Raw genomic sequence first — 23,417 nt, 5'->3', positions numbered from 1 at the left:
AAAAATATTTACAGATGAAAAATAACTTTATTATACTGCTCATGTCCCTTACATTGGTATGGTTGACATCCTGTGAGAAAGCAAATAGCGATGTAGACACCTCCGATGCCAATGGTAGTGCGATCGGTGAGGTAGCAGGCATATGGAGCAAAGGTACCGTGCAGCGTATCACGGGGGATATTATTATTCCCGAAGGAAAGTCGCTGACCATTGAGGAAGGTGTAACGGTGCTGATGGATCCGGCCAATAAGCCTGAGATAGTTGTACTGGGCAACCTGTATGTGCTGGGTACAGCCGAGAGCCCCGTGAAATTTACGGTGGAGGATTCTTACAAAACCAAAGAAAATGAATTTGGAAAACTTTGGGGCGGTATTTTAGCGGCGCCAAGCTGTAAGGAACTGGTTTTGGATAATACGTATTTAGAATATGGTGGCGCGGTTACCTCGGATGCATCGACTTCGGTGAAGATGAGGCTGTACAAACAGAAAGCGGGGGAAGCGCTGCCTGCTTTGTGGTTTTCCAATGTCGAAGGTAAATTGATTGTTCAAAATAGTACGATCAGTCATTTTTATGAAGACTGTACTTATATTGAAGGGGGCAAGATTATCTTCGCCAATAACCGGTTCTTTTCGAATGGGGTAACCGGGGGGGAAGCGATGAATTTTAAATCGGGCTCTCTGGCAGACGTAGCTTTCAACTTGATATACAGTGTCAATACCAATGCATTGAAGCTGTCCAATTCTGGCGACCGCACGCCGCAAGCGCATATCTTCGTTTATAACAACAGCATGCTTAATACCGGTTGGCGTAGGCCAACAGCTAAAGGAGGATCCATCTGGCTGGAAGCTTCGGTAAAAGCAGAGATCCATAACAATATTTTTGCCAATACACGGTTTGGCGTTAAACGTGATGCCAAAAATCCGGAAGATAGCCGTTCGGTTTCGAGCAACAACTGGTATTATGGCTATGATCAATTGACGGTGGACCAATTTCAGGTCGGAAAGAATGATATCGTAGGCGGCACCAATGATGTCAGAGGTAAAACCGCTGGCGAGAACAATCCTAAATTTACAGCCTACCCCTTAGAGACTTCGGTCAATAATTATGTATTTGATGCAGCCTGGGATTTCCATCTACAAGGCAATTCACCGGCATTAAAAGCAGGTACAGCTGCTTTTAAGCCTCATTTTAGCGATGGCTTGATGCTATCCAATGGTTTATCGTATTCCTCGCCAAAGCCCGCGACTTATGTCGGTGCTTTTGGTACTAAATTTTAATTAACACAATAGCATGACAACTTTAAAAACAACACTATTTTTTTGTTTGGCAGCCTCAACACTCGTGCAGGTCGCCTGTAATAACCCTCAGCCCGGTACTTCCGCAACGGATACGATCAAACCTGCCATAGTTACAGAAGCAGTACGCTATGATTCCGATGATCCTGCGGTCTGGATCAATAAGACCGATCCCGGCAAAAGCCTAGTCATTGCTACGGACAAAGATGCGGATGGTGCTTTATTTGTGTACGATTTACAGGGTAAAATTGTCAAGGATAAAGTCGTTTCTAATCTGAAACGCCCCAATAATGTTGATATCGCTTATGGATTGCTTTTGGGCGGCAAACCTGTTGATATCGCTGTTACGACCGAACGTATGACCCATAAGTTACGAGTATTCTCGTTGCCTGATATGAAACCAATCGACGGGGGAGGATTGGATATGTTTGTAGGCGAGACCGAATCGGAATTCAGGGATCTGATGGGGATTGCACTTTACACATCACCGAAAGGTGAAATCTATGCGATTGTGGGCCGCAAAAACGGTCCTAAAGAAGGGTATTTAGGTCAGTATTTATTGGAAGATAACGGTGCTGGCGCCGTGAAAGCGACCTTAGTCCGTAAGTTTGGCTCATTTAGTGGGAAGAAAGAAATTGAAGCCATCGCTGTGGACAATGAACTGGGCTATATCTATTATTCAGACGAGCAGGTGGGGGTGAAGCAATATTATGCGGATCCGGGGAAGGGAAATCAGCAGTTGGCCCTTTTTGCGGCCGAAGGTTTTAAAGAAGATCATGAAGGTATTTCTATTTATAAGCTGACGGATAGCACCGGCTATATATTGGTCTCTGATCAAGGGGCCAACCGCTTTCAGATTTTTAGCCGTGAGGGAACAAAGGCGAACCCATTTGAACATAGCCATTTGAAGACAGTGCCTGTTATGGCCACGCAAAGTGATGGTTCGGAGGTCGTGTCTTCCCGTCTGAATGATACCTTTCAACATGGCTTATTTGTGGCCATGAGCGATGATAAAACTTTTCATTATTACCGTTGGGAGGATATTGCAGGAAAGGACCTGAAAATGAAATAATCTTTCGGGAGAATTGACAATGCATAAATGGCAACAGCTGTAAAATGGATATACAGCTGTTGTCTTTGTTTTTGATAATGTGTTATTGTCGTAATTTCCTTTACAATCCACATTCTCCATATGCTGACTGAAAGAACCATGTTAGCCGCAGCGTACTGTTTTCACTCCGGGGCAACAAGCTTTCATCAATCCTGCTTAGTTGCGTTTTGTATGCCGGTTACAGGCGCTGTCTGGGAATGGATAGGAATCTTAAACCAGAAAGTCGATCCCTCAGCCAGTTTGCTGTCCACACCAATTTTGCCTTGATGTTTTTGGATAATTTCCCGACAGATAAAGAGTCCGATCCCGAATCCGGAAGCGTAACTATCGGTTGAATCATTCACCCGATAAAACTTATTGAAAATTTGTTTTTGGTGTTTGTCACCGATACCCCGACCCTGATCGCTGACCTTAACACTGAAATACGCATGATCTACAGCAATATCCATTATAATCGTAGAATTGGTCGGAGAGTATTTAATGGCATTGTCCATAAAATTAATGATAACCTGCTCGATCTTATCCCGGTCAGCCACGATTTCCACGCTTGAATCGGTCGCTCCGGTATAATGAATAAAATGCTTGACAGGTTTTAGCGAATAGATATTTTGAATGTAATTTATCAACGTACAGATCTGAAATGTATTTTTGTGAAGCAATAACTTGCCCTCATTAAGCTGAGATACATTCAGAAAACCATCAATGAGCCCCCGCATACGTATGGCTTGCTCGTTTGACCGGTGAAGATATTGTAGCCGCTTTTCTGAACTAAGCGTCTGCTCCTTTGCAAGCAGTAATTGGATATAGGCAATCAAAGAAGTCAGCGGTGTTTTGAGTTCATGGCTTGCGATACTGATGAAATCCAGCTTTTTTCGTTCCTCTTCTTTGTCGTTTGTTGTATCGAATATAGCACCATAGACAATCTGCCGGTTCGAATCTGCTGCTAATTGTCCACCGCCAACAGAGCGGAGCCATTTTACTTTCCCTGTTTTCTTATCTTCTATTTCACATTGACAGTCAAAAGGCAATTGTTTGGAGACGACCTCCTGAAAGATATGGCTTACTTTGTCCCGATACTGTGGTAAGATCTGCGCGAAAAAATCGACTTCCTGTATTTCCTGCTGACCGTCAAATCCAAAGAGTTCACGACATTGATCATTAAGTTCCATTTTCCGCGATTCTACATCGATGGAGAAGATGCCAATCCCTGCTGCTTCGACGATCATTCTAAACTCCTGGTCTTTTTGTGTAATTAAGGTATTAATGGCTTCCAATTTTTCGCGCTCTGCATGCTGCTGTGTGATATCCAGGGTAGTTCCGGCAAACCATTCCGGTTGCTGGTTGGAATCAAAATACATTTTTCCTTTGCAGTGGAGCCAGCGCAATTTTTGATCTTTGGCCCCAATGGTGCGGAACTGCACATCGTATACCCCTTTATTCTGGTCAATTAATGATTTTTTGACTTCTTGATCTATCTTGGTCCTGTCATCGGGATGTATATAGCGTAATACCTCCGTGTAAGGGGCGGTTTCACCATGGACAAAACCAAAAAGTTCACGTGTACGCTCATCCCAATGCACGACGTAACTCTTGCAATTTAAGTTCCAGGTGCCCATTTCGGCAGATTGCAAGGCGAAATGATAATGTTCTTCGCTCTCGATGATCTTTTTCAGGGCGTCTCTCAGCTTTAGATTTAAATTTTTGGCCTCCCTGTCCGGTAATGGATATTTGCTTAAACTTGTTATGGCTTGGACATTGCCGCCAAGGCTATATTTTGGTGTCAATAAGTCTTCCAGGAGCTGCTGTTCAATATTATTTTTCTCCGTTACCTGTTGCGCCGCCGGGATAGGATCGGGTAGGAGCGTTATTGTGTGATATAGTCCATAGATTTCTCCGTCGGCAGAGATTAATGGCTGATAGTCCATCCTATAATTGGATGTGCCGGGCTCTCCTGCGGGGTTAAGTTTGATGGTCAGGTGTTCTTCAACCGGACCTTTGGGGTTAGACCATACCTGTTTTAACCTGGAGACACATTCAAGTAACTCCTGCTGCTGAAGGGAGTCTTCCAGGCGTTGTCCAATTGCACTTTTATCGCAATTCCACAGTTGTAACATTTTCGCACTTGCATAGGATATATGAAGATCCGGGCTATCGTAGATTGCACAGGCTCCCAAGGAAGAATGGAGTACAGATAAAATATCTTTGTCGGAACGGATCATAAAGTGTCAAAAAAATTAAATACCGTTTAGTTTAAAACAAATATTGTTCCCTTTCCGTATTCTTTCTATACTTTCTTTGAATTTTAAGTCAAATGTAGTATCTTTTTTGGATCAGGACTCCGATAGAATATGGATATGAAGTCCTTTGAATGGATAGAATTTTGTATCTTTATTCCGTTTGTACCGGTTTGGAAAGAACGCAGGAGGGGAAGCTGGGGTACAAGTTGTTTCCTGATCTTTCCAAGGTAAAAAATGCAGCTGAACTCCATGGTGGCATACTGTTCGGATAAAAAACAAAAGATATATTTTTATTAAATACTGTAAATGATGAGTAAGGTTAAGATACTGTTGGTTGAAGATCACATGGTCGTACGTAATGGTATTAAATTGTTATTGGAGTCTCAGGAGGGATTTGTTGTCGTGGGGGAGGCATCGAATGGTGATGAAGCGCTGCAACTGCTTTCTACGGAGTTGTTGCCGGATATTATCTTAACGGATATCAGCATGGATCATATGGACGGTATGGAACTGCTGCGGATCATCAAGTCAACATATCCGTCCATTAAGGTTGTCATTCTCTCGATGTTAAACCAGATTCATTATGTTATCGAAGGTTTTGGACTCGGTCTTTCGGGATATCTGCTTAAAAATGTGGATTATAACGAGCTTCTTTTTGGCCTGAATCATGTGGCCAATGGGGGGAGATATGTCAGTGAAGAAATCAGTATGGCACTGCTGGATCAGGTAACTTCCGGTGAGAATTATACGGATTTACCGAATCGTTCGTTATCGGACTTTGATATCAGTGAGCGTGAACTGGAGGTGCTGAAATTAATTGCTGACGGTTTCACAAATGTTGAGATTGCCGACAAAATCTTTTTGAGCAAACGCACAATAGAAGGCCACCGGCAGAGTTTGATTGAAAAAATGAACGTAAAAAATACTGCGGAACTGGTTAAAGTCGCATTCCAGTCCGGCATCTTAAAATAACACCGTTCATGCCCGCTTGTCTCCGGGTTAACTTTTGTTTTGCGACAGCTGTGTTGATTTTCGCTTACTGTTGATGACAAGTAGGGCCGATCCGATCAGAACAAATGGTATACTGAGGAGCTGTCCCATATTTATGAACAATGAACTCTCAAAATCTTCCTGATTGATTTTTAGGAATTCATCCATAAATCGAAAAGAAAATAATAGGATCAGCAAGAGTGCAAAGCAGTTTCCGATGTTGTTTTTTAGGATAGGTTTTGTCCGGAGGTAATTCAACAAAAGGAATAACAATAGACAAAATAAGGCTTCGTAGAGCTGTGCGGGATGCCGTGGGATTGGGTCAATAGCCGTGAAGACAAAAGCCCAGGGGAGCTTTGTCGGGGTACCGATGATTTCCGAATTCATCAGATTCCCCAGTCGGATACAGGCGCCAGCAATAGGAACAACCAGTGCAATTCGGTCGGCTACCCATAGGAAAGAAAGTTTCTTCTTCCTGGCGAAAAAGAAAATAGCGGCCAAAATACCAATTCCACCGCCATGACTGGCCAGACCACCTTCCCATATTGCAAAGATCTTTAAAGGATTGCTGAAATAATACGATGGGTCATAAAATAAGACATGGCCCAGGCGTGCCCCTATTACTGTTCCCAGGACAATATATATACTCAACTGATCCAGAAACTCAACCGGCCGACCTTCTTTTTTAAATAGGTTCCATAATACCCTGTAAGATAAAACTATTCCCAGTAGCCAGAATAATCCGTACCAACGTACAGGGTGGTTGATGATCGGTATGGTGAAGATATCACTGCTGACATCCCATGTGATGAAATTTAATACGATACTGCTTGTCATCAGGGCTACATGTTTTGCGTTTATATGATGAGTATGCGCTGGCGTCTTTTTGTTACAGAAAATTATTGAAATAAATCCCGCAACGAGGCTATTTATTCAGAAAACAGGCTATTCATGACGAATATTGATGCGGAGGATACGCTTATTAATTCGTCTGATTTACTATCTTTCGATCCAGTATGTTTGTTTGTAAATAGGAGCTATACTTAAATATCAGGAAAGTTAAATATTTTTGAATCCAAATATATTGTTTTGTTCGGAATATTCCGATATTCGGTTACTTGTTGGCGGAGCAATGCGAGCCTTTCGAAAAGAACAAAAGTAAATTAATAAAGATGTTGATGAAGAATTACGGAACCGGAGCGTTTTACTGTCTTATGGCACTTTTACTGCTCGTCCAGCTCTTTTCTTGTCATCAAAATAAAAGCCGAGATCCGAATAAGAATACCGTAATACCCAACGATTCTCTTGAGCTGAGTTATGAAAATGTGCTATTGACCTATCTTTCGATACAGGATTTCAAAAGTGCCGCTGTTGTAAAGAAGAAGAGAAATGAACTGCTTAAAGACGGCTACTTTGAGCATTCTCCTTACCATTCTATTCTGTTGGCCTACGAATATTTATTGGATGACAATATAGATTCTGTTGAAATTGCCTTAAAAAATCTGGAAGGACAAAAGTTGTCTCCGGATTTAGCAGTTTTAAAGGACTATCTGGGGATTCGTGCCAATTTCAGTTTTCATGATGTGACGAGCGGAACGATGGTGGCACAGATTATTGATGCAAAGGAGTATGCCCTGGCACATGAAAGTGTATTTACTTTTCTGTTCTATAATCTATTGGCCAATGCTGAATATCGACAGGCAGACTACCGGCAGGCATTGAAAGATGTCGAATCCTGGTATCATTACCATCCCAATAAGACGGATCCGCATGTCTCTGAGGCCTATCAGGAGATGAAATTTATGCAATATATGGCCTTGCATGATTTTGAGAAACTAAAAGGTACTTTGGACAGTTGCCGGCATTATGCCAATGCAACAAAGGACTCGACCATTATCATGCGCATGTACGATTTACAGGCACAGTATTATTTTAGTATCAATAACAATCCGAAAGCGGTAGAAGCATCCCGAACATATTTCAACTATCTACAAGCCTCCAATACACTTAATCCTTATGTATATGCGAATCTGGGCAAGAACTTCCTGAACAATAATCAGGTGGATTCGGCCATATTTTATTTTAATGCCGGTCTCCGATTTATCAAAAAGCATAAGATGAAGCATAATAAGATGTTTTATTATAAAAACCTGCAAGTAGCTTATGCATTAAAAGGTGACTATGAACGGGCATATTTTGCACTGGATTCAACATTTCAAGATTATAAACAGAGTACGCAGCGGATTGAAGCGGAAAAAATCAACGAGATCAATACAAAATACCAGACGGAGAAAAAAGATCAGGCGATTACGTTGCTACGAACCACGAATGCCTTCAACCATAAGATCCTGATGCAGCAACGCTGGATATTTGTGATTCTATTGGCCCTGGTATTCAGTATTGCATTTTTTATCTATTTCAGAAACAAACAGAGATTATTACAAAATATCAACCAACGTATTCTTGCGGAGAATAGACAGCTTATTCTGGAACAAAAAACCAGACAGAACCAACTTAATCCACATTTTATATACAATGCCATTGCCAATCTACAGGGCTTGATTAGCAGCGAGCAGAAAGCTAAGGCCAATCAATACCTACTCTTATTGTCCCGTCAGATTCGCGATATCCTTGAATTAAATAGGGAAGAATACATTTCGTTGGACCAGGAAATTAAATCATTAAATAATTACATACTTTTACAGCAGATGCGTTATCAGGATGTATTTGACTATCAGATTAAGACAGGCGATCTGGATCCGGATGATGTCATGATTCCACCAATGATCATACAGCCATTTGTGGAAAACGCAATTGAACATGCGTTTAAGAACTTGCCTTATATGGGGCAACTGACCATTGATTTTCATGCAGATGAAAATCAATTGCATGTCAGCATCTGTGACAATGGCTGGGGAATGCAGGTCCATAAAGAACAGGTTTCGCACAAGACGTCCTTATCGCAAATCATTACAAAAGAGCGGCTGGAACTGTTGTTTGCGGATGCAGATCCGAAAGCGCGGATTGAAATAACGCCAAATTATACCGATGATCAGCGTGGTTATAAAGTCGAAATTTATATTCCACTTGTTTTATATTTTAACTAAAAAATCAATGTTATGAAAGTTTATATTCTTGAAGATGAGTATAATATATACTTATATATAAAGTCACTCCTGGATAGCATTCCTTATGTTCAGATCGTTGGCTATAGCCCTTCCATTGCTCAGGCCGAGCGGGAATTACTGGCCACTAATCCCGATTTGATTTTGGCGGATATTCAATTAAAAGATGGCTCGAGCCTGTCTTTTCTGTCCGAGCTTAAGTTGGATATTAATACGATTTTTATTACAGCGTTTAATCAATATGCCATTGAAGCACTGAATATTGGTGCCATCGCCTACTTATTGAAACCTTTGGTGCCTGAGCAATTTATAGAAGCAATTGAAAAATGCTATAAGAAGAATACGGAATACAGGTTTAATAGCATGCAGTTAAATATGGCCGAGAATTATTTGAAGGCACCAAATAAACCCAAAAGGATTGCACTGCGTACCTTTGAATATACACAGATCGTGAATATCGACGATATTTTATACTGTCATGGCGACAAAGGCTATACCACATTTTACATCAAAGACAACAAACCGATGATGGTTTCTAAAGTACTTAAACACTTCGAAACCATGTTGCCCGACACCGAATTTATCCGCTGCCATCAATCCTACCTGATCAATGCAAACTATATCAAAAAATATTTTAAGGATGGTCAATTGGAAATGGCAGATGGCAAAATGATTCCGGTAGCGACCAGAAAGAAGGATGTTATCCAGCAGTTTCTGAGTGATTTCTGATGAAAATATAGGTTTCTTTTGGAATGAAAAGTGGACTTATTCTACTTTGTAATGTTTAAAAACTAAAAAATATAGTAACTTCGTTTTAATACTAAATATTTTAGTATTAAATTTGCTTAAACTTAAGACGGAGGTGGCTATGCAAACAAAAGAAAAACAAGCTTTAATCGGCCAATTGAAAAAAGACTTGCTGGTATGGCAGGGAATAAAGCAAAAATCAGCTGATGTGCTTCCAATGGGTCTTGGCCCATTGGAGGAGGCTTTCCCCAACGGGATTTTTCCCAAAGGAGTGATTCATGAATTTGTTAGTTTTGATCGGGTAGGAGGTGCCGTTTCTTGTGGTTTTATAGCCGGCTTGTTGGGCAAACTGATGCGAAGCGATGGGATTTGCATTTGGATAAGTGGCTTTCATACGTTATTTCCCACGGCTATTAAATCTTTTGGTGTCGATCCAGAAAAGGTCATTTTTGTCCGTATGGACAGGGAAAAGGACCTGTTATGGGCAATGGAAGAGGCGCTGAAATGTGAGGGAATCACAGCGGTACTGGCGGAGATACATCAATTGGACTTTGTACAGTCGCGGCGTTTGCAACTGGCTGTGGAGAAAAGTGGTGTGACAGGGTTTATTCTGCAGCACAATCCGAAGCTATTGGGAGCAACAGCCTGTGCTGCACGCTGGAAAATTAGTTCGCGACCTAGCCAACTGGAAGATGGACTACCGGGAATTGGCCATCCAAGCTGGGATATTGAGTTACTTAAAGTGCGGAATGGAAATCCGGGGCGATGGCAGATGACATGGACTGCGGACGGTTTTGAACCTGTTGCTAAAACAAGATCGCTTCCGGAAGAATGGGAACAATCTTATGCTCATCTGGGACTGGCATGAAAAAGCGATTTGCCTCCTTATGGTTTCGCCATCTAAAAACAGATTGGATGACTGTTGGACAACCTCAGCTCAAAGAAATCCCCTTTGTATTGGCAATTTCTACGCATGGCAAGCTGATCGCCAATGCCTGTAACGCCCTGGCTGAGCAGGAAGGTGTGTATCCAGGTCTGGCCATTGCGGATGCTAAGGCTTTTTTACCTTCCTTAAAAGTGGTCAATGAACGTTCAGAATTAACCGAAAAGTTGCTCCACAACATTGCCCATTGGTGTATCCGGTATACACCGCTTGTGGCGATAGATCTGCCCGAAGGGATTATTTTGGATATCAGTGGTTGTGCTCATCTTTGGGGGGGAGAAGAATCTTATTTACAGCATATCGTCTCCCGGTTTAAACAGCATGGTTATGACGTATGTGTAGGTATTGCGGATACGATCGGCACGGCCTGGGCAATCGCCCGTTTCGGAAATGGAAATGCCATTGTGGAGGGGGATAAACAGTTTGATGCTATATTGGATTTGCCTCCACAGGCACTACGGCTGGAGGCAACTGTACTGCAACGCTTACAAAGTCTTGGATTAAAAACAATCGGAAGTTTCGCGCGCATGCCGCGCACAGCTCTGCGCAGACGTTTTGGAAAAGATTTAGTACTCCGCCTGGATCAGGCCATCGGGGATGAGGATGAATTTATTGTTTCTATAAAACCTATTTTTCCTTACGAAGAACGTTTGCCCTGCCTGGAGCCCATTCGTACAGCCAATGGCATTGAACTTGCCCTGCAGCAGCTTTTAAACAACATCTGTAAACGTTTAACCGGGGAAGGTAAGGGTGTTCGGGAAGCGGTGTTACAATGCCATCGGGTGGACGGGAAAATAGAACAGATCAGCATCGGAACCAATCGGGCGACAGCACACCAACAGCATTTATTTCAGTTATTTGCCCTGAAAATCCCACAGATAGAACCTGCATTGGGCATTGAACTGTTTATATTGGAAATTCCCAAAGTTGAAGAGGCAGACCCTGTGCAGGAGAATTTATGGAGCCATCGTATCGGACTGGACAATCCTGTGGTAACCGAATTATTGGACCGTCTAAAAAGCAGAGATCCCGCCTGTGAAATTTCACGCTATTTGCCTGCGGCACATTATTGGCCTGAACGGTCCATGAAAATAGCCAGTTCAGCACAGGAGGTACCCACTGTTGACTGGCAAATTGACAGACCTCGTCCCACCCGTTTATTGAGTACCCCCGAACCGATTATGGTCACAGCGCCTATTCCGGATTATCCGCCCCTGTTTTTTCGGTACAAGGGGGAAGTCCATACCGTAAAAAAGGCGGATGGGCCCGAGCGTATAGAGCGGGAATGGTGGATAGATAAGGGGGAGCATCGTGATTACTATGCTGTTGAGGATGAGAAAGGACGACGATTTTGGCTCTATCGCTCGGGGCACTACGATGACCGTTCGCCCAATCAATGGTTTTTACATGGTTTTTTTGCATAATGAGGGGATATTGTGAATTACAGGTGACCAGCAATTTTAGCTTTCTGGAAGGAGCTTCCCATCCGGAGGAGCTGATGGAACGTGCTGCACAATTGGGGTATCGGAAAATTGCGGTGACTGACCGGAATAGTTTTGCAGGGATTGTTCGTGCCCATACCGCCGCTAAAAAACATGGGATCACTCTTATCCCGGCCTGTCGTCTGGACCTGCAGGATGGTCCAAGCTTATTGGCTTATCCAACGGATAAGGAAGCTTATGGACGGCTGTCGTCCTTATTGACCGTAGGTAATCTGCGCGCCGAAAAAGGTAAATGCGCGCTCTATAGATCCGATGTTTATCAGTATCAAGAGGGTATCAAATTTATTATTTGTCCCCCTGACAGATTAACCGCCAGATTTGAGCTTGAAGCGGAATTTATCGCATTTACGACCGAATACAGGCAGCAATTGGGGACGGCTTTGTATTTAGGTGTCAAACGGCTCTATCGTGGTGACGATGCAAAGCTTTTATTCCGCATGCAGCAACTGGGCGAAAATCTTGCTATCCCTCTTGTTGCCTTGGGTGATGTACATTATCATATTCCCGAACGGCGGGAGTTACAGGATGTTTTGACCTGTATCCGGGAGAAATGTACGATCCGGACCGCCGGATTTAAATTATATCCCAATGCCGAGCGTTATCTGAAACCTATGGCGGAGATGGAGCGCCTGTTTAGGCCATATCCCGATGCTATCGTCAGAACAATGGAAATAGCAACGGCATGCTGTTTCTCGCTGGACGATTTAAAATATGTGTATCCGGATGAATTGTCATCCAATGGACGTACTGCGCAGGAAGAACTGGCCTATTTGACCTGGAAGGGGGCGAAGAGCAGATTTGGTGACCAGATCCCCGCTACCATCCGTGATACCATCCAGATGGAACTTGATTTTATCGAACGGAAAAATTATGCTTCTTATTTTCTGACCGTCTATGATTATGTACGTTTTGCCAAGGAAAGAGGTATTTTGTGCCAAGGACGCGGTTCGGCCGCCAATTCGACCATTTGTTATTGTCTGGGTATTACCTCGGTCAACCCCGCTGAGTTTAGGTTGCTCTTTGCGCGGTTTATGTCTGATGCCCGGGATGAACCACCGGATATAGATGTTGATTTTGAACATGAACGCCGTGAAGAGGTGATCCAGTATATCTATGAGAAATATGGGCGCAACCGTGCGGCTATTGTGGCCACAGTGACGCAGGTACGGGCTAAAGGGGCTGTTCGCGATGTTGGAAAAGCGATGGGGCTATCCATGGACACCGTTGGCCGTCTGGCGGGTGTGGTAAGCAGTCATTGGGATGAGAACATTGATCTTGAACGTTTAGTGGAACAGGGATTTAATCCCGAAGATCCGCATTTACGTAAAGTGCTTGAACTGACCCATCAGTATATTGGGTTTCCAAGGCAACTGGGCCAGCATACAGGCGGATTTGTCATCACACAGGGCAATCTTCATGAACTCTGTCCGCTGGTAAATGCCCGCATGGATAACCGGACCAACCTGGAGTGGAACAAAGATGATCTGGAGGCGCTGGGCTTCCTGAAAGTGGATGTATTGGCTTTGGGGATGCTGACTTGTATCCGGAAGGCTTTTGATCTTGCCAAAAGACATTATGGACTGGACCTGACTTTGGCAGGCATTGGCGCTGACCATGACCCGAAGGTGTATGATATGATTTGTCATGCCGATACACTGGGCGTATTTCAGATTGAGAGCCGGGCGCAGATGTCCATGCTACCGCGGTTAAAGCCACGGAAGTTTTATGACCTGGTTATCGAGGTGGCCATCGTACGTCCGGGACCGATACAGGGGGATATGGTACATCCTTATTTGCGCCGGCGTAACAAGGAAGAGGGTGTGGACTATCCCAAAGATGAAATTAGGGCGATTCTGGAAAAAACCTTGGGGGTTCCGCTTTTTCAGGAACAGGCCATGGAGATTGCAATTGTTGCGGCCGGATTTACCCCCGCTGAAGCAGATGAACTGCGCCGTAGCATGGCGACCTTTAAGGCAAAAGGGCAGGTGTCGTTTTTCAGGCAAAAGATGATTGACGGTATGGTGAAGAAAGGTTATACGGAAGAGTTTGCCGTGCGCGTCTTTCGACAGCTGGAAGGATTCGGAAGCTATGGATTTCCGGAAAGCCATGCGGCCTCTTTTGCACTGCTGGTCTATGTCTCTTCATGGATAAAATACCATTATCCTGATATTTTTGCGGCTTCTCTGCTCAATAGCCAGCCCATGGGATTCTATCAGCCGGCACAGATCGTAATTGATGCCGGGCGGCATGGTGTGAAAGTTCTCCCCATAGATATCAACCATTCCCTTTGGGATAACACCCTGGAAGGTGATATGGGTAAACAGCATGCCCTGCGCTTAGGACTTCGTCAGATTAAAGGCTTTTCGGAAGAAGAGGCCCGGGTGTTGACCAAAGGGCGTAAACAGGGGTATTCGACGATCACGGCAATGATGGAAGCTGGATTATCCCTGTCGGGACTGGAGCGCTTAGCCGAGGCAGATGCCTTTCGTTCGCTTGGCATCGACCGTAGACGGGCACTGTGGGAAATCACAGCTTTGGGTGATCGGCCCATTGGCATATTCGAAGGGAAACCTTCAGCATCAATTGCTGAAGGGCAGATTGAACTGCCTTTGTTGCGCCCCAGCCAACATGTCGTAGCGGATTATGCAAGGACCGGGCTCTCTATCAAAGCACATCCGGTGAGTTTCCTACGTGACAAATTAGATCTGCTCCATGTGGTTCCAACTGAAAAACTAGGGCTGATTAAAAATAATATGCCTGTTAAAGTCTGTGGATTGATTACCGTACGGCAGCGTCCGGGGACTTCCAAAGGCGTGTTATTTGTTACCATCGAAGATGATACCGGCTTTGCAAATGTGGTCATCTGGAGTAAGGTATTTGAAAAATACCGAAAAGAGATCCTCCGGGCGAAATTATTTATGGTCGCTGGGAAAGTGCAGGTTGAAGGTGAAGTTATCCATATTATTGCTGAACGTTGCTTTGATATGTCCGGTTTATTGGCAAATCTGGCAGAAGAGGATGAGCGCGTAACACATGTTTTTTATAAAGGACGAAATTTTCATTGATCTTTCATTTATTAATCTCATTTTTGAACTCGTAAAGCAAGTACGACAGCTGGAATCAACTGAAAAGAACATAAAATTAGATGAACAAAAATATTCTCGTTAATAAAATTGAAATCGAAAAAGAAATCATCATCGATTTGATCAAACAGGATAATCGCGACGGAGCCATTGATCTGATCGCCAATCGTGCAAATGTAAAATTTAAAACGGCTCGTGATATTGTTCAACTATTTGACGAAGGCGATATAGATCTTTTCGATGGTAAAGACCTGTTTTTAGTTGATTACGACGAAGTGCCCAATAGCGAAGTTTCAGCTGGAAGAGAGCCTGAACCGTCTTCTTTTTTGGAAGTAGAACGGGACAAAAGCAAGGGGGCAGGGAGTAAGAAAGGCTTAATAATAGGTTTAGCTGTACTTGCCTTAGGTTTTGTTTTTTTACGCTATGTTGTTGGTTTTAACCATATCGGGCATCATTTGTCGGAACTGGGGCAGGTGTTTGACAAAAATAGCGGAGGGACAACGGCATTGGATGCTGATACCGCAGACCGCAAAGCCTCTTTGGAACCCGGTGTCACCAGGGTCGCTGATGCGGAGGACTTTCGACCTATCGATACCAATCTTCTTGCTCCCGAATTCAAATCGGCAGAGATGGCGAGGATTAAAAAAGCTCAATTTGATAAACTGATTCCCGCAAAGAAGTCTCCCACAGATGAAGATGCACAATTGGCTTTAATTTACCTTACAAATAAGCGATTGACAGATGTGATCATTCAGCAAAAGTTGAATATCAAAATTGGCCAATGCTATGAAAACCCTAAGAAAGAAGGCAACAAACACTGTGTAAGCTGCATGATATTACTCTATAACCGCGAGAAGAAACATTGGCAGGAGGCCCCTGATGGGGAGAATTTCCTGGACAATGCCTATGATTTTTATCTTCCTGAGGGAGGCGATACATGGGAAGCCAAGTCTTTAAGCATGCATATCCCTTATGACTACGCGCTGTTTAAAAAATACGAACCAAAAGACTAATGTAGTCTTCTCATTTTTACGCCAATATTTCATTGGCATTATTATACTTCACAGTCAAGCTTTTGTTGAGCGGTAATACAGTTACCCTTCTTTTTCCCAATTGCTGGTAAGCAGACAATACAACAGGCCACCAATAGCAATAATAAGATGGATACCGTAGTAGCAGCGCCGTATGCTGTCGTGATATTGTTCAGCCTGAAAAATGGATTCCCATTTTCATGTAGGAACAGGCCAACAACAAAGGCAATACCGAGACAAATGGACAGTTGTTGTACGGTAAGGTAGATCGCGGATCCTACGCCGATCAATTCTTTGCTGACATCTTTTAAGGCTAAGGTCATCAGGGATGGTAGTACGCTGCCACAGCCAAGCCCATAAAAGAAAAAGAGCAGATGAAGCTGATCGCTTGCGACACTTACTTCATTGAGGACAAGTAAATGAAGAAATAGTCCCATAACCATTATTCCCAATCCGGTGAGTACAACGGCTTTGCCATGGTGTTGAATAAACCTGCTGACCATCAGGCTGGCAACTACGTAACCTATACCCTGATAGACGAAAGCGATGCCTGTCATTGTTGCTGTATAACTTTTCTCATGCTGTAGATAATTGGAGTTAATAATGAAATAAGCATCCTGGACCATATAATAGGCTAATGCTGCAATCAGTCCCAGATTGAAAATCCTGTTGTGGAAAAGGGCGAAGTTAAAAAGTGACTTTTGTCCCGTTTTGTACAGTTTCTTCTGCTTTTTTAGGAATAACAGTGTAAAGATAAGCGCAGCTGCCAGCAATAGTATCGACCAGATCGGCCAATGCAACTCAGGCCCCATGACCAACGGAGATATTAGGCCCATCAAGAGTATAAATAAACTCAGCATCGGTATAAACGAAATCGTGGATGTAGGGTTTGGCTGGTCCCGGGGAACACAACAGTAAGCGGCGATACAGGCGAGGATACCTATTGGGATATTAATCAGGAAAATAAGGCGCCAGCTTTCATGGATCCATGACTGGTCGGGAAGTAGTCCCCCGAGCAGTTGTCCGATTACGGAGGCAATACCTGCGATGCTACCATATATCCCCAGGGCCATAGCTCGCTTAGAGGCGTCTTCAAAAAGCAGCGTGATCAGAGCGATACCCTGTGGTACCATCATGCCTGAACTAATCCCTTGCAGTAACCTGCCCAATAGCAGAAGGTAGATATTGCTTGATAGTCCACATAAAACCGAAGCAACCGTAAAACCGGCCATACCCATGACGTATAATTTCTTTTTGCCAAAATAGTCTCCGGCATTGCCCGCATTGATCAGCAGGCTGGCGTAGCCAATAATATATAAGATAATGATCCACTGGGTTGCACTATTGCTCAGGTCCAGAGACTGTTGTATGGTCGGTAGGGAAACATTGATAATGAATAGATCGATGACAAACAAAAAGATGCCAATGGATAGGATACAAATGTGAAGCAAATCTTTAATTCGGAAGCGCATATAGCCAAAGTTTTTGATAATTTTATAGTCAAAAGTAGTTTGGATATTTTTTATAGTCAAGTAGTTATAAATGATGTACTTAGTATGGTTTTATGAACTAATGGTCAGTATGAGGTGATTATGGATGAAAAAAAAAGTGAATTTTTTGGAAGTTGTTGTGATGTCAATGGTATTTTCAAGATCATTGGCGGAAAATGGAAGGTTTTACTAATCAAAGCCATTGCAAAAGAATGCCCTAAACGGTTCGGAGAATTGCGAAGGGAGATGGATGATATGGCACAGACCACATTAACCGTCCAATTGCGTGAACTGGAGCGCGATGGTATCCTTTGCCGACAGATTTATGCAGAATCACCACCGCGTGTAGAATATAAGCTGAGCGAAATGGGCAAGACTTTGCTGCCGATTATTGAGCAGCTGGATGAATGGTGGTTACACTATAAAAAGAGATGATTTATGTGACCTGCAGGGATTGCTTTTTATCTTTTGCGGTTCCGAGTAAAATAATTGTCAATATGATACATGCGGTACCCATCCAGTCTGTAAAGGCAAATGGAGTGTTAAGCCATAATACCGCCAGCAATGCCGCAGATAGGGGTTCAGCGGAGGCAAGGAGACTGGTCTTTTGTCCACCGATTAATTTCACGGCTGTGAGATAGGCATAAAAGGGGATTAGCGTTCCAAAAATAACGATAAACGACGTATAAGCATAGGTCTGCATATCCCAGACACCAGCTAAGTCCCAGGGAGTTCTGACAAAACAAAATGCAACTCCGCCGATAAGCATGCCCCAGCCGATGACAATGGTTGACTTGTACCTACTTAGGAGATCAACAGGTTGTAAGGTATAGAAGGCAAGTGTTACTGCAGACACCAATCCAAAGAATAGGGCGATTCCAGAGATCGAAAGCGTGCCCATTTTACCATGGGTGACCAATAGAAAGGTACCTAATACCGCCAGTATAATTGCCAGGCATGTTTTGCCGTTTGGAAATTTTCGCTCTTTTAATGCAATATAAATGGCGATCATGACTGGGCCGGTATATTGCATGACCGTTGCTGTAGCAGCATTGGAATAGTTGATCGCCGCAAAATATGAATATTGAACGGCGAGCACGCCGACAATACTAAATAAGAGCAGATCAATAGCATCTTTGCGCTTGCGCCAGATAGACCATAGGTCGCTGTGGTTGTTTATTCCTGCAAGAATTAAAAGAAAGGCACCGGTTATCAACATTCTTATGGTAATAAGCCATTCAACATTGACGCCTCGTTGCTGAAAAAGAAATTGACCAAAAGTTCCGGAAACACCCCAAAGTATGGCTGCACTAACAGCCAATAAAAAGCCTTTCAAAACTTTATTGCTATCTGTATTGTTCATCTTAAACGTTAATGATCTTTTCGGATACCGTGCTATAATATTACTTCATTGTCTGTCGTTCCGGTGGCCAGGATGTCAGCAATACTCTTTAATGTCCGTTGAGAAATTTGGGTGAGTGCTTCCGTTGTGAAAAAAGCCTGATGTGCCGTTACTAAAACATTTGGAAAACTCATCAATAACTGGATGGTGTCATCTTCTATAATGGTTGCGGAGAGATCTTTGAAAAATAGTTTCTCTTCCTGTTCATACACATCAATTCCCAATAATCCTATTTTATGCTCTTTCAATGCAGTAATGGCATCATTTGTATGAATAAGATTGCCCCGGCTTGTATTGATGATGGTAACCCCGTCCTTCATTTTTGCCAGTGATTCTTTATTGATGAGGTAATGGTTATCTGGTGTAAGCGGACAATGCAATGAGATGATATCGGAATCCTTAAATAGCTGATCCAGACTTGTATATTGAACACCGGCTTTGATCAGGTCCTGATCAGGATACAGATCAAAGGCGATGACCTCTGCACCGAAGCCCTGGGCAATCCGAATAAATGCTTTCCCAATTTTACCTGTTCCGATAACTCCAATCTTCTTCTGATGGATATTGAAGCCCAACAAGCCATTTAAGGAAAAGTTTTGCTCACGGACACGGTTATAAGCTTTGTGGGTTTTTCGGTTGAGTGTCAATAACATGGCCATCGTATGTTCAGCAACGGCTTCTGGAGAATAGGCTGGGACACGACAGACCTGGATACCGAATTCTTTCGCGGCCGCCAGATCGACATTATTGAAACCTGCACATCGCAGGGCAATCAACTTTATGCCTTTCTGCGCAAGAACTTCGATGACCTGTCGATTCAACTTATCATTGACGAAAACACAGACAACCTCTTCGTTTCCAATTGCATTGACAATATGAGGGCCAAGATGGGTTTCATAAAAGCTGAATTGAAAACCGTAGGTCTCATTTTCCCGTTCAAAAAAGACTTTATCGTAAGGTTTGGTTGAGAAGAAAGCTATTTTCATAAAATTGTATTTCCTATGTAAATATACGGTATTAATTTTTTATCCGGTTTAAATTCTATCGAATAAATGGGGTTAATTCTTGTAAAATGCCCAATAAAAGCACTAAATTAGTTTTGAAATCACCATAAAGTTATCCGATTTAACTTTTGGACATAAAAATCACTTCATCATGAACTGGTCTACTCAAATTACAACGCTATTAGGCACAGCATATCCGATTGTACAGGCACCGATGTTTGGGGTGACGACGCCTGAGATGGTTGCAGCAGCTTCAGCAACCGGCGCACTAGGGACACTGGCACTGGGAGACTTACCTTACGAAAAATGTATCGCTGCCATTGCAGCAACAAAAAGGCTGACCGCACTGCCATTTGCCGTTAATATCTTTGTTAATAGCATACCCGAGGTATCCGAAAATCTAAGATCTCACTACAGTAAAGTTCGTTCATTTATAGCGACACTGGCTCATCAGCATGGGTTGGAGGTGGAGCTGCCAAAGTTTGAGGACATTCATCTGACGGATTATCGGGAACAGATCGCGGCCATTATCGCAAGCGAGTGCAAAATCGTTAGCTTTACTTTCGGCAATCTGGATGAGCCGAGCATAGCTTTATTAAAGGAAAATAATACACTTCTTATCGGTACTTGCACCTCAGTTGCTGAAGCGCAGATCCTGGAGGCATCAGGTATCGATATTATTTGCGTGCAGGGACTGGAAGCTGGGGGACATCGTGGAAGTTTCCATGCGACCGCCATTCCGCGGATTGGCGGACTTTCTTTGTTGTCGCAAGTACATGATCATGTTGACAAACCACTGATTTATGCTGGCGGGATATATAATGCCCGAACGTTGCTTGCCGCAAAGCAATTGGGGGCGGCAGGTTTTCAGGTGGGCAGTTTATTGCTTAAATCCAGGGAAAGTGCGTTACTTGATTTTGAGAAACAACATTTAAGTCAGGTGAAAGAATCAGATATTGTATTGACCCGGAGTTTTTCTGGAAGGTTTACCAGGGCAATTACAAACACTTTCATAAAAATTGTGGATGGAACGGATTATATTTTACCGTATCCCTATCAAAATAAATTAACCAATGCCTTAAGAAGGGCGGCAAAGGCAAAAGAAAATACAGATTTCGTCGGTATTTGGGTTGGACAATCCATTCATCCCTATCGGGAAGGTTCAACCGGAGATATCCTTCAGGAGCTAATTCGGGAAGTTGAAGAGGCGACAGGTTGTTAATAATATAAGCCAATATGCTATGTAACTAAAAATACAAAGCTGCCGCAGTTTTCTAGGGATGTAGATATTGTTCTACAATAATTTATTCCTTATTCTTTTTTTATATAGAAAATGATTACATTAGAGTTAACTAAGTTATAAACAGGTTCATATGGAAATTAAAACATCTTCAAAATTTGTAGCCGAACTAATTGGAACATTTGGTTTGGTACTCTTTGGTTGTGGCGCAGCCGCTATTGCTGGAGCCAATACCATGGGAGGGCTTTCAGGGCTAGGCCTCTTGGGTATTTCAGTGGCATTTGGTCTATCGGTTGTGGTCTTTGCCTATGCCATTGGCGGAATTTCTGGCTGTCATATTAATCCGGCGGTGACGGTAGGTGTACTATTGGCTGGAAGAATGTCTGCTAAGGATGCAATCGTTTACATCATTGCACAATTTATCGGTGCACTTTTGGGGGCATTTGTGTTGCAACAGATTTTAAGCGGTCAATTAGGAGGTTTTACAGCTGGCGAATGGGCGTATGGATCTAATGGATGGGGGAAAGGTTACCAAAATGAATATGGTACCGCTTCGGCGTTTCTGATTGAAGCCGTTTTAACTTTTCTCTTTCTTTTTGTCATACTGGCAACAACATCAAAGGTAGGAAACGGTACGATGGCGGGCTTAGCCATTGGATTTACATTGCTCTTAATCCATTTGGTAGCCATACCGGTTACAGGTACTTCGGTTAATCCTGCCCGTTCATTCGGCCCGGCAATTCTTGCCGGCGGCAATGCATTATCGCAATTGTGGTTATTTATTGTTGCACCATTAGTGGGGGCTGCGGTTGCTGCAGGCGTGTGGAGAGCCTTGGAGCCTAAAGATTAATCGTCATAAAAGCAAAAAAAACGCGCAGGGACACAGGTCTTGCGCGTTTTTTTTTATGTGTACCAAAGTCGTATCCCAATACGAATTTTAGTCCTATGTTTTTATACCTCCTGTAAATCCTTGATAAAGGCCATGACTTTTTCCTCATCGGTTGCCCAGGAAGTGATGAGTCGGATGGCGGCATAATCCGCATCGATATTTTTCCAAATATAGAATTGATAATCTGCGCTTAAGCGATCAATAACTTTTTTGGGTAGAATTGGGAACAGCTGATTTGTGGTGGACTGTGTTAGGAAAGTATAGCCTTTTTCGCGGACCGCCGTGGCAATACGCATCGCCAGTGTATTTGCTTTCCGTGCCAGATCGAAATACAGATCATCTTTAAAGAGTTCTAAAAACTGAATGGAAAGAATACGTCCTTTGGCTAACATGGCGCCTTTTTGCTTGATCGCATAATCAAAATCGATCGCCAATTCGGGTCTATTAAAGATAATGGCTTCACCTAAAAGCGCACCATTTTTAGTACCGCCAATATAAAAGACATCGGTATACCGGCTGATTGTCGCAAGTGTTAAGTCGTTATTTTCCGCGGTAAGTGCATGCCCCAGCCGTGCCCCGTCCATATAAAGTAACAGCTGGTGGGACTGACAGAATTGATACAGAGCTTTGATTTCATCATTGCCGTAAATTGTGCCAATTTCTGTTGAATTAGAAATATAGACGATGCGTGGCTTGACCACATGGGGAGCAAGTGCATATGATGCTAATACTTCAGCGATATCCTCGGGCCTTAATTTTCCATCTACTGTTTCAGTCGTAATCACTTTGTGCCCCGTGGCCTCGATGGCACCTGTTTCATTTGCCGCAATATGTCCTGTTTTTGCACTTATTACGGCCTCATGGACACGGAGGAGGAATGAGATAACCAACAAGTTCGTTTGGGTGCCTCCTGATACGAAATGGATTGTTGCGGCTGGATTATTCAATTTCTCTCTTAAAACTGCTTTTGCCTCTTGTGCATACTCGTCCTCTCCATATCCAAGTTGTTGTACCAGATTGGTTGCAATGAGTTTATCCAAAATGCGGGGATGGGCTCCTTCCGAATAGTCGTTTTTAAAATTGTACATAGTAAGTGTTTTAGCTCAGGGATCCTTTTAATATTTACAACAGCTATGGTTCTTTTTCTGATCTCTCGTCTCAAAAAATGGATGCCAGAAAAGCTGATCGCCGTTTGTGCATTCAAAAGTATAAATACTTCTTACTTTTTTCTGCTTTTGAACAAAAAATATCATGAAAGAAATCATTGTTAAAGCCGAAACCGCCTGCCGAGGTGATCTGACAAGCGGTTTCGGGTTTTAAAAGGGAGC

The 23,417-nt window shown here is 43.1% G+C and carries 19 protein-coding genes; 13 read left to right on the top strand and 6 right to left on the bottom strand.

The genetic code is table 11. From position 1 onward, the window contains the following. The first annotated feature begins 14 nt into the window (after positions 1 to 14). Together DCO56_RS00730 and DCO56_RS00725 are read left to right on the top strand one after the other, a co-directional pair. Positions 15 to 1,277, top strand: a complete 1,263-nt coding sequence (locus tag DCO56_RS00730; RefSeq protein ID WP_108631874.1) for a right-handed parallel beta-helix repeat-containing protein — start codon at positions 15 to 17, stop codon at positions 1,275 to 1,277. Positions 1,278 to 1,290: 13 nt separating this feature from the next. After that, positions 1,291 to 2,367 carry a phytase gene (locus DCO56_RS00725; protein WP_108631873.1) on the top strand — a complete coding sequence of 359 codons (1,077 nt, stop codon included), beginning with the start codon at positions 1,291 to 1,293 and terminating at the stop codon, positions 2,365 to 2,367. Positions 2,368 to 2,552: 185 nt separating this feature from the next. On the opposite strand, the gene DCO56_RS00720 is transcribed toward DCO56_RS00725, so the two are convergent. Continuing rightward, complete coding sequence (locus tag DCO56_RS00720) at positions 2,553 to 4,625, bottom strand: ATP-binding protein (RefSeq protein ID WP_108631872.1); 2,073 nt, start codon at positions 4,623 to 4,625, stop codon at positions 2,553 to 2,555. Between the two features lie 149 nt (positions 4,626 to 4,774). Between DCO56_RS00720 and DCO56_RS29150 the strand changes: the two genes are divergently transcribed. Together DCO56_RS29150 and DCO56_RS00715 are read left to right on the top strand one after the other, a co-directional pair. Beyond that, positions 4,775 to 4,915 carry a hypothetical protein gene (locus DCO56_RS29150; RefSeq protein ID WP_181390423.1) on the top strand — a complete coding sequence of 47 codons (141 nt, stop codon included), beginning with the start codon at positions 4,775 to 4,777 and terminating at the stop codon, positions 4,913 to 4,915. Positions 4,916 to 4,949: 34 nt separating this feature from the next. Beyond that, positions 4,950 to 5,615 carry a response regulator transcription factor gene (locus DCO56_RS00715; protein ID WP_245935751.1) on the top strand — a complete coding sequence of 222 codons (666 nt, stop codon included), beginning with the start codon at positions 4,950 to 4,952 and terminating at the stop codon, positions 5,613 to 5,615. Positions 5,616 to 5,642: 27 nt separating this feature from the next. On the opposite strand, the gene lgt is transcribed toward DCO56_RS00715, so the two are convergent. Then, complete coding sequence (gene lgt, locus DCO56_RS00710) at positions 5,643 to 6,470, bottom strand: prolipoprotein diacylglyceryl transferase (RefSeq protein ID WP_108631870.1); 828 nt, start codon at positions 6,468 to 6,470, stop codon at positions 5,643 to 5,645. Positions 6,471 to 6,811: 341 nt separating this feature from the next. Between lgt and DCO56_RS00705 the strand changes: the two genes are divergently transcribed. The 6 genes from DCO56_RS00705 (at position 6,812) to DCO56_RS00680 (ending at position 16,046) form a co-directional block, all read left to right on the top strand. Then, a complete protein-coding gene (locus DCO56_RS00705; protein WP_181390422.1) occupies positions 6,812 to 8,740 on the top strand; it encodes a sensor histidine kinase in 1,929 nt (642 codons plus the stop codon). A gap of 12 nt (positions 8,741 to 8,752) precedes the next feature. Then, positions 8,753 to 9,487 carry a LytR/AlgR family response regulator transcription factor gene (locus tag DCO56_RS00700; protein ID WP_108631868.1) on the top strand — a complete coding sequence of 245 codons (735 nt, stop codon included), beginning with the start codon at positions 8,753 to 8,755 and terminating at the stop codon, positions 9,485 to 9,487. A gap of 139 nt (positions 9,488 to 9,626) precedes the next feature. Then, positions 9,627 to 10,373 (top strand): ImuA family protein, encoded by a 747-nt coding sequence (locus DCO56_RS00695; protein ID WP_108631867.1) that lies wholly within the window; start codon positions 9,627 to 9,629, stop codon positions 10,371 to 10,373. After that, positions 10,370 to 11,872: a Y-family DNA polymerase gene (locus DCO56_RS00690; protein ID WP_108631866.1), complete on the top strand. Its 1,503-nt coding sequence runs from the start codon at positions 10,370 to 10,372 to the stop codon at positions 11,870 to 11,872. Before DCO56_RS00695 ends, DCO56_RS00690 begins: the two co-directional genes overlap by 4 nt. Continuing rightward, entirely contained in the window at positions 11,872 to 15,015 is a 3,144-nt protein-coding gene (locus DCO56_RS00685; RefSeq protein WP_108631865.1) for an error-prone DNA polymerase, read from the top strand. The genes DCO56_RS00690 and DCO56_RS00685 overlap by 1 nt, the downstream gene beginning before the upstream one ends. Positions 15,016 to 15,095: 80 nt before the next feature. Continuing rightward, on the top strand, positions 15,096 to 16,046 hold the full coding sequence (locus DCO56_RS00680) for a hypothetical protein (protein ID WP_108631864.1): 951 nt from the start codon (positions 15,096 to 15,098) through the stop codon (positions 16,044 to 16,046). Between the two features lie 41 nt (positions 16,047 to 16,087). On the opposite strand, the gene DCO56_RS00675 is transcribed toward DCO56_RS00680, so the two are convergent. Continuing rightward, positions 16,088 to 17,536, bottom strand: a complete 1,449-nt coding sequence (locus tag DCO56_RS00675) for an MFS transporter (RefSeq protein ID WP_146190951.1) — start codon at positions 17,534 to 17,536, stop codon at positions 16,088 to 16,090. A gap of 120 nt (positions 17,537 to 17,656) precedes the next feature. On the opposite strand from DCO56_RS00675, the gene DCO56_RS00670 reads away from it, so the two are divergent. Continuing rightward, the gene (locus DCO56_RS00670; RefSeq protein ID WP_108631862.1) at positions 17,657 to 17,989 is read left to right on the top strand and encodes a winged helix-turn-helix transcriptional regulator; all 333 of its coding nucleotides are present in this window, start codon (positions 17,657 to 17,659) and stop codon (positions 17,987 to 17,989) included. 1 nt (position 17,990) lies between these two features. On the opposite strand, the gene DCO56_RS00665 is transcribed toward DCO56_RS00670, so the two are convergent. Next, positions 17,991 to 18,917 (bottom strand): DMT family transporter, encoded by a 927-nt coding sequence (locus DCO56_RS00665; RefSeq protein ID WP_108631861.1) that lies wholly within the window; start codon positions 18,915 to 18,917, stop codon positions 17,991 to 17,993. 32 nt (positions 18,918 to 18,949) lie between these two features. Beyond that, complete coding sequence (locus tag DCO56_RS00660) at positions 18,950 to 19,942, bottom strand: 2-hydroxyacid dehydrogenase (protein ID WP_108631860.1); 993 nt, start codon at positions 19,940 to 19,942, stop codon at positions 18,950 to 18,952. A 169-nt stretch (positions 19,943 to 20,111) separates the two neighbouring features. Here DCO56_RS00660 and DCO56_RS00655 point away from each other — a divergent pair, with 169 nt between their 5' ends. Together DCO56_RS00655 and DCO56_RS00650 are read left to right on the top strand one after the other, a co-directional pair. Continuing rightward, complete coding sequence (locus tag DCO56_RS00655; RefSeq protein WP_108631859.1) at positions 20,112 to 21,182, top strand: NAD(P)H-dependent flavin oxidoreductase; 1,071 nt, start codon at positions 20,112 to 20,114, stop codon at positions 21,180 to 21,182. Between the two features lie 151 nt (positions 21,183 to 21,333). Further along, on the top strand, positions 21,334 to 22,050 hold the full coding sequence (locus tag DCO56_RS00650) for an MIP family channel protein (protein ID WP_108631858.1): 717 nt from the start codon (positions 21,334 to 21,336) through the stop codon (positions 22,048 to 22,050). A gap of 101 nt (positions 22,051 to 22,151) precedes the next feature. On the opposite strand, the gene DCO56_RS00645 is transcribed toward DCO56_RS00650, so the two are convergent. Further along, on the bottom strand, positions 22,152 to 23,177 hold the full coding sequence (locus DCO56_RS00645) for a threonine aldolase family protein (protein ID WP_108631857.1): 1,026 nt from the start codon (positions 23,175 to 23,177) through the stop codon (positions 22,152 to 22,154). Between the last annotated feature and the right edge of the window lie 240 nt (positions 23,178 to 23,417).

This window comes from Sphingobacterium athyrii, from assembly GCF_003071065.1.
Classification (GTDB): domain Bacteria; phylum Bacteroidota; class Bacteroidia; order Sphingobacteriales; family Sphingobacteriaceae; genus Sphingobacterium; species Sphingobacterium athyrii.
Note: the sequence above shows the minus strand (reverse complement) of the source record. Positions and strands in the feature narration are given on the sequence as shown.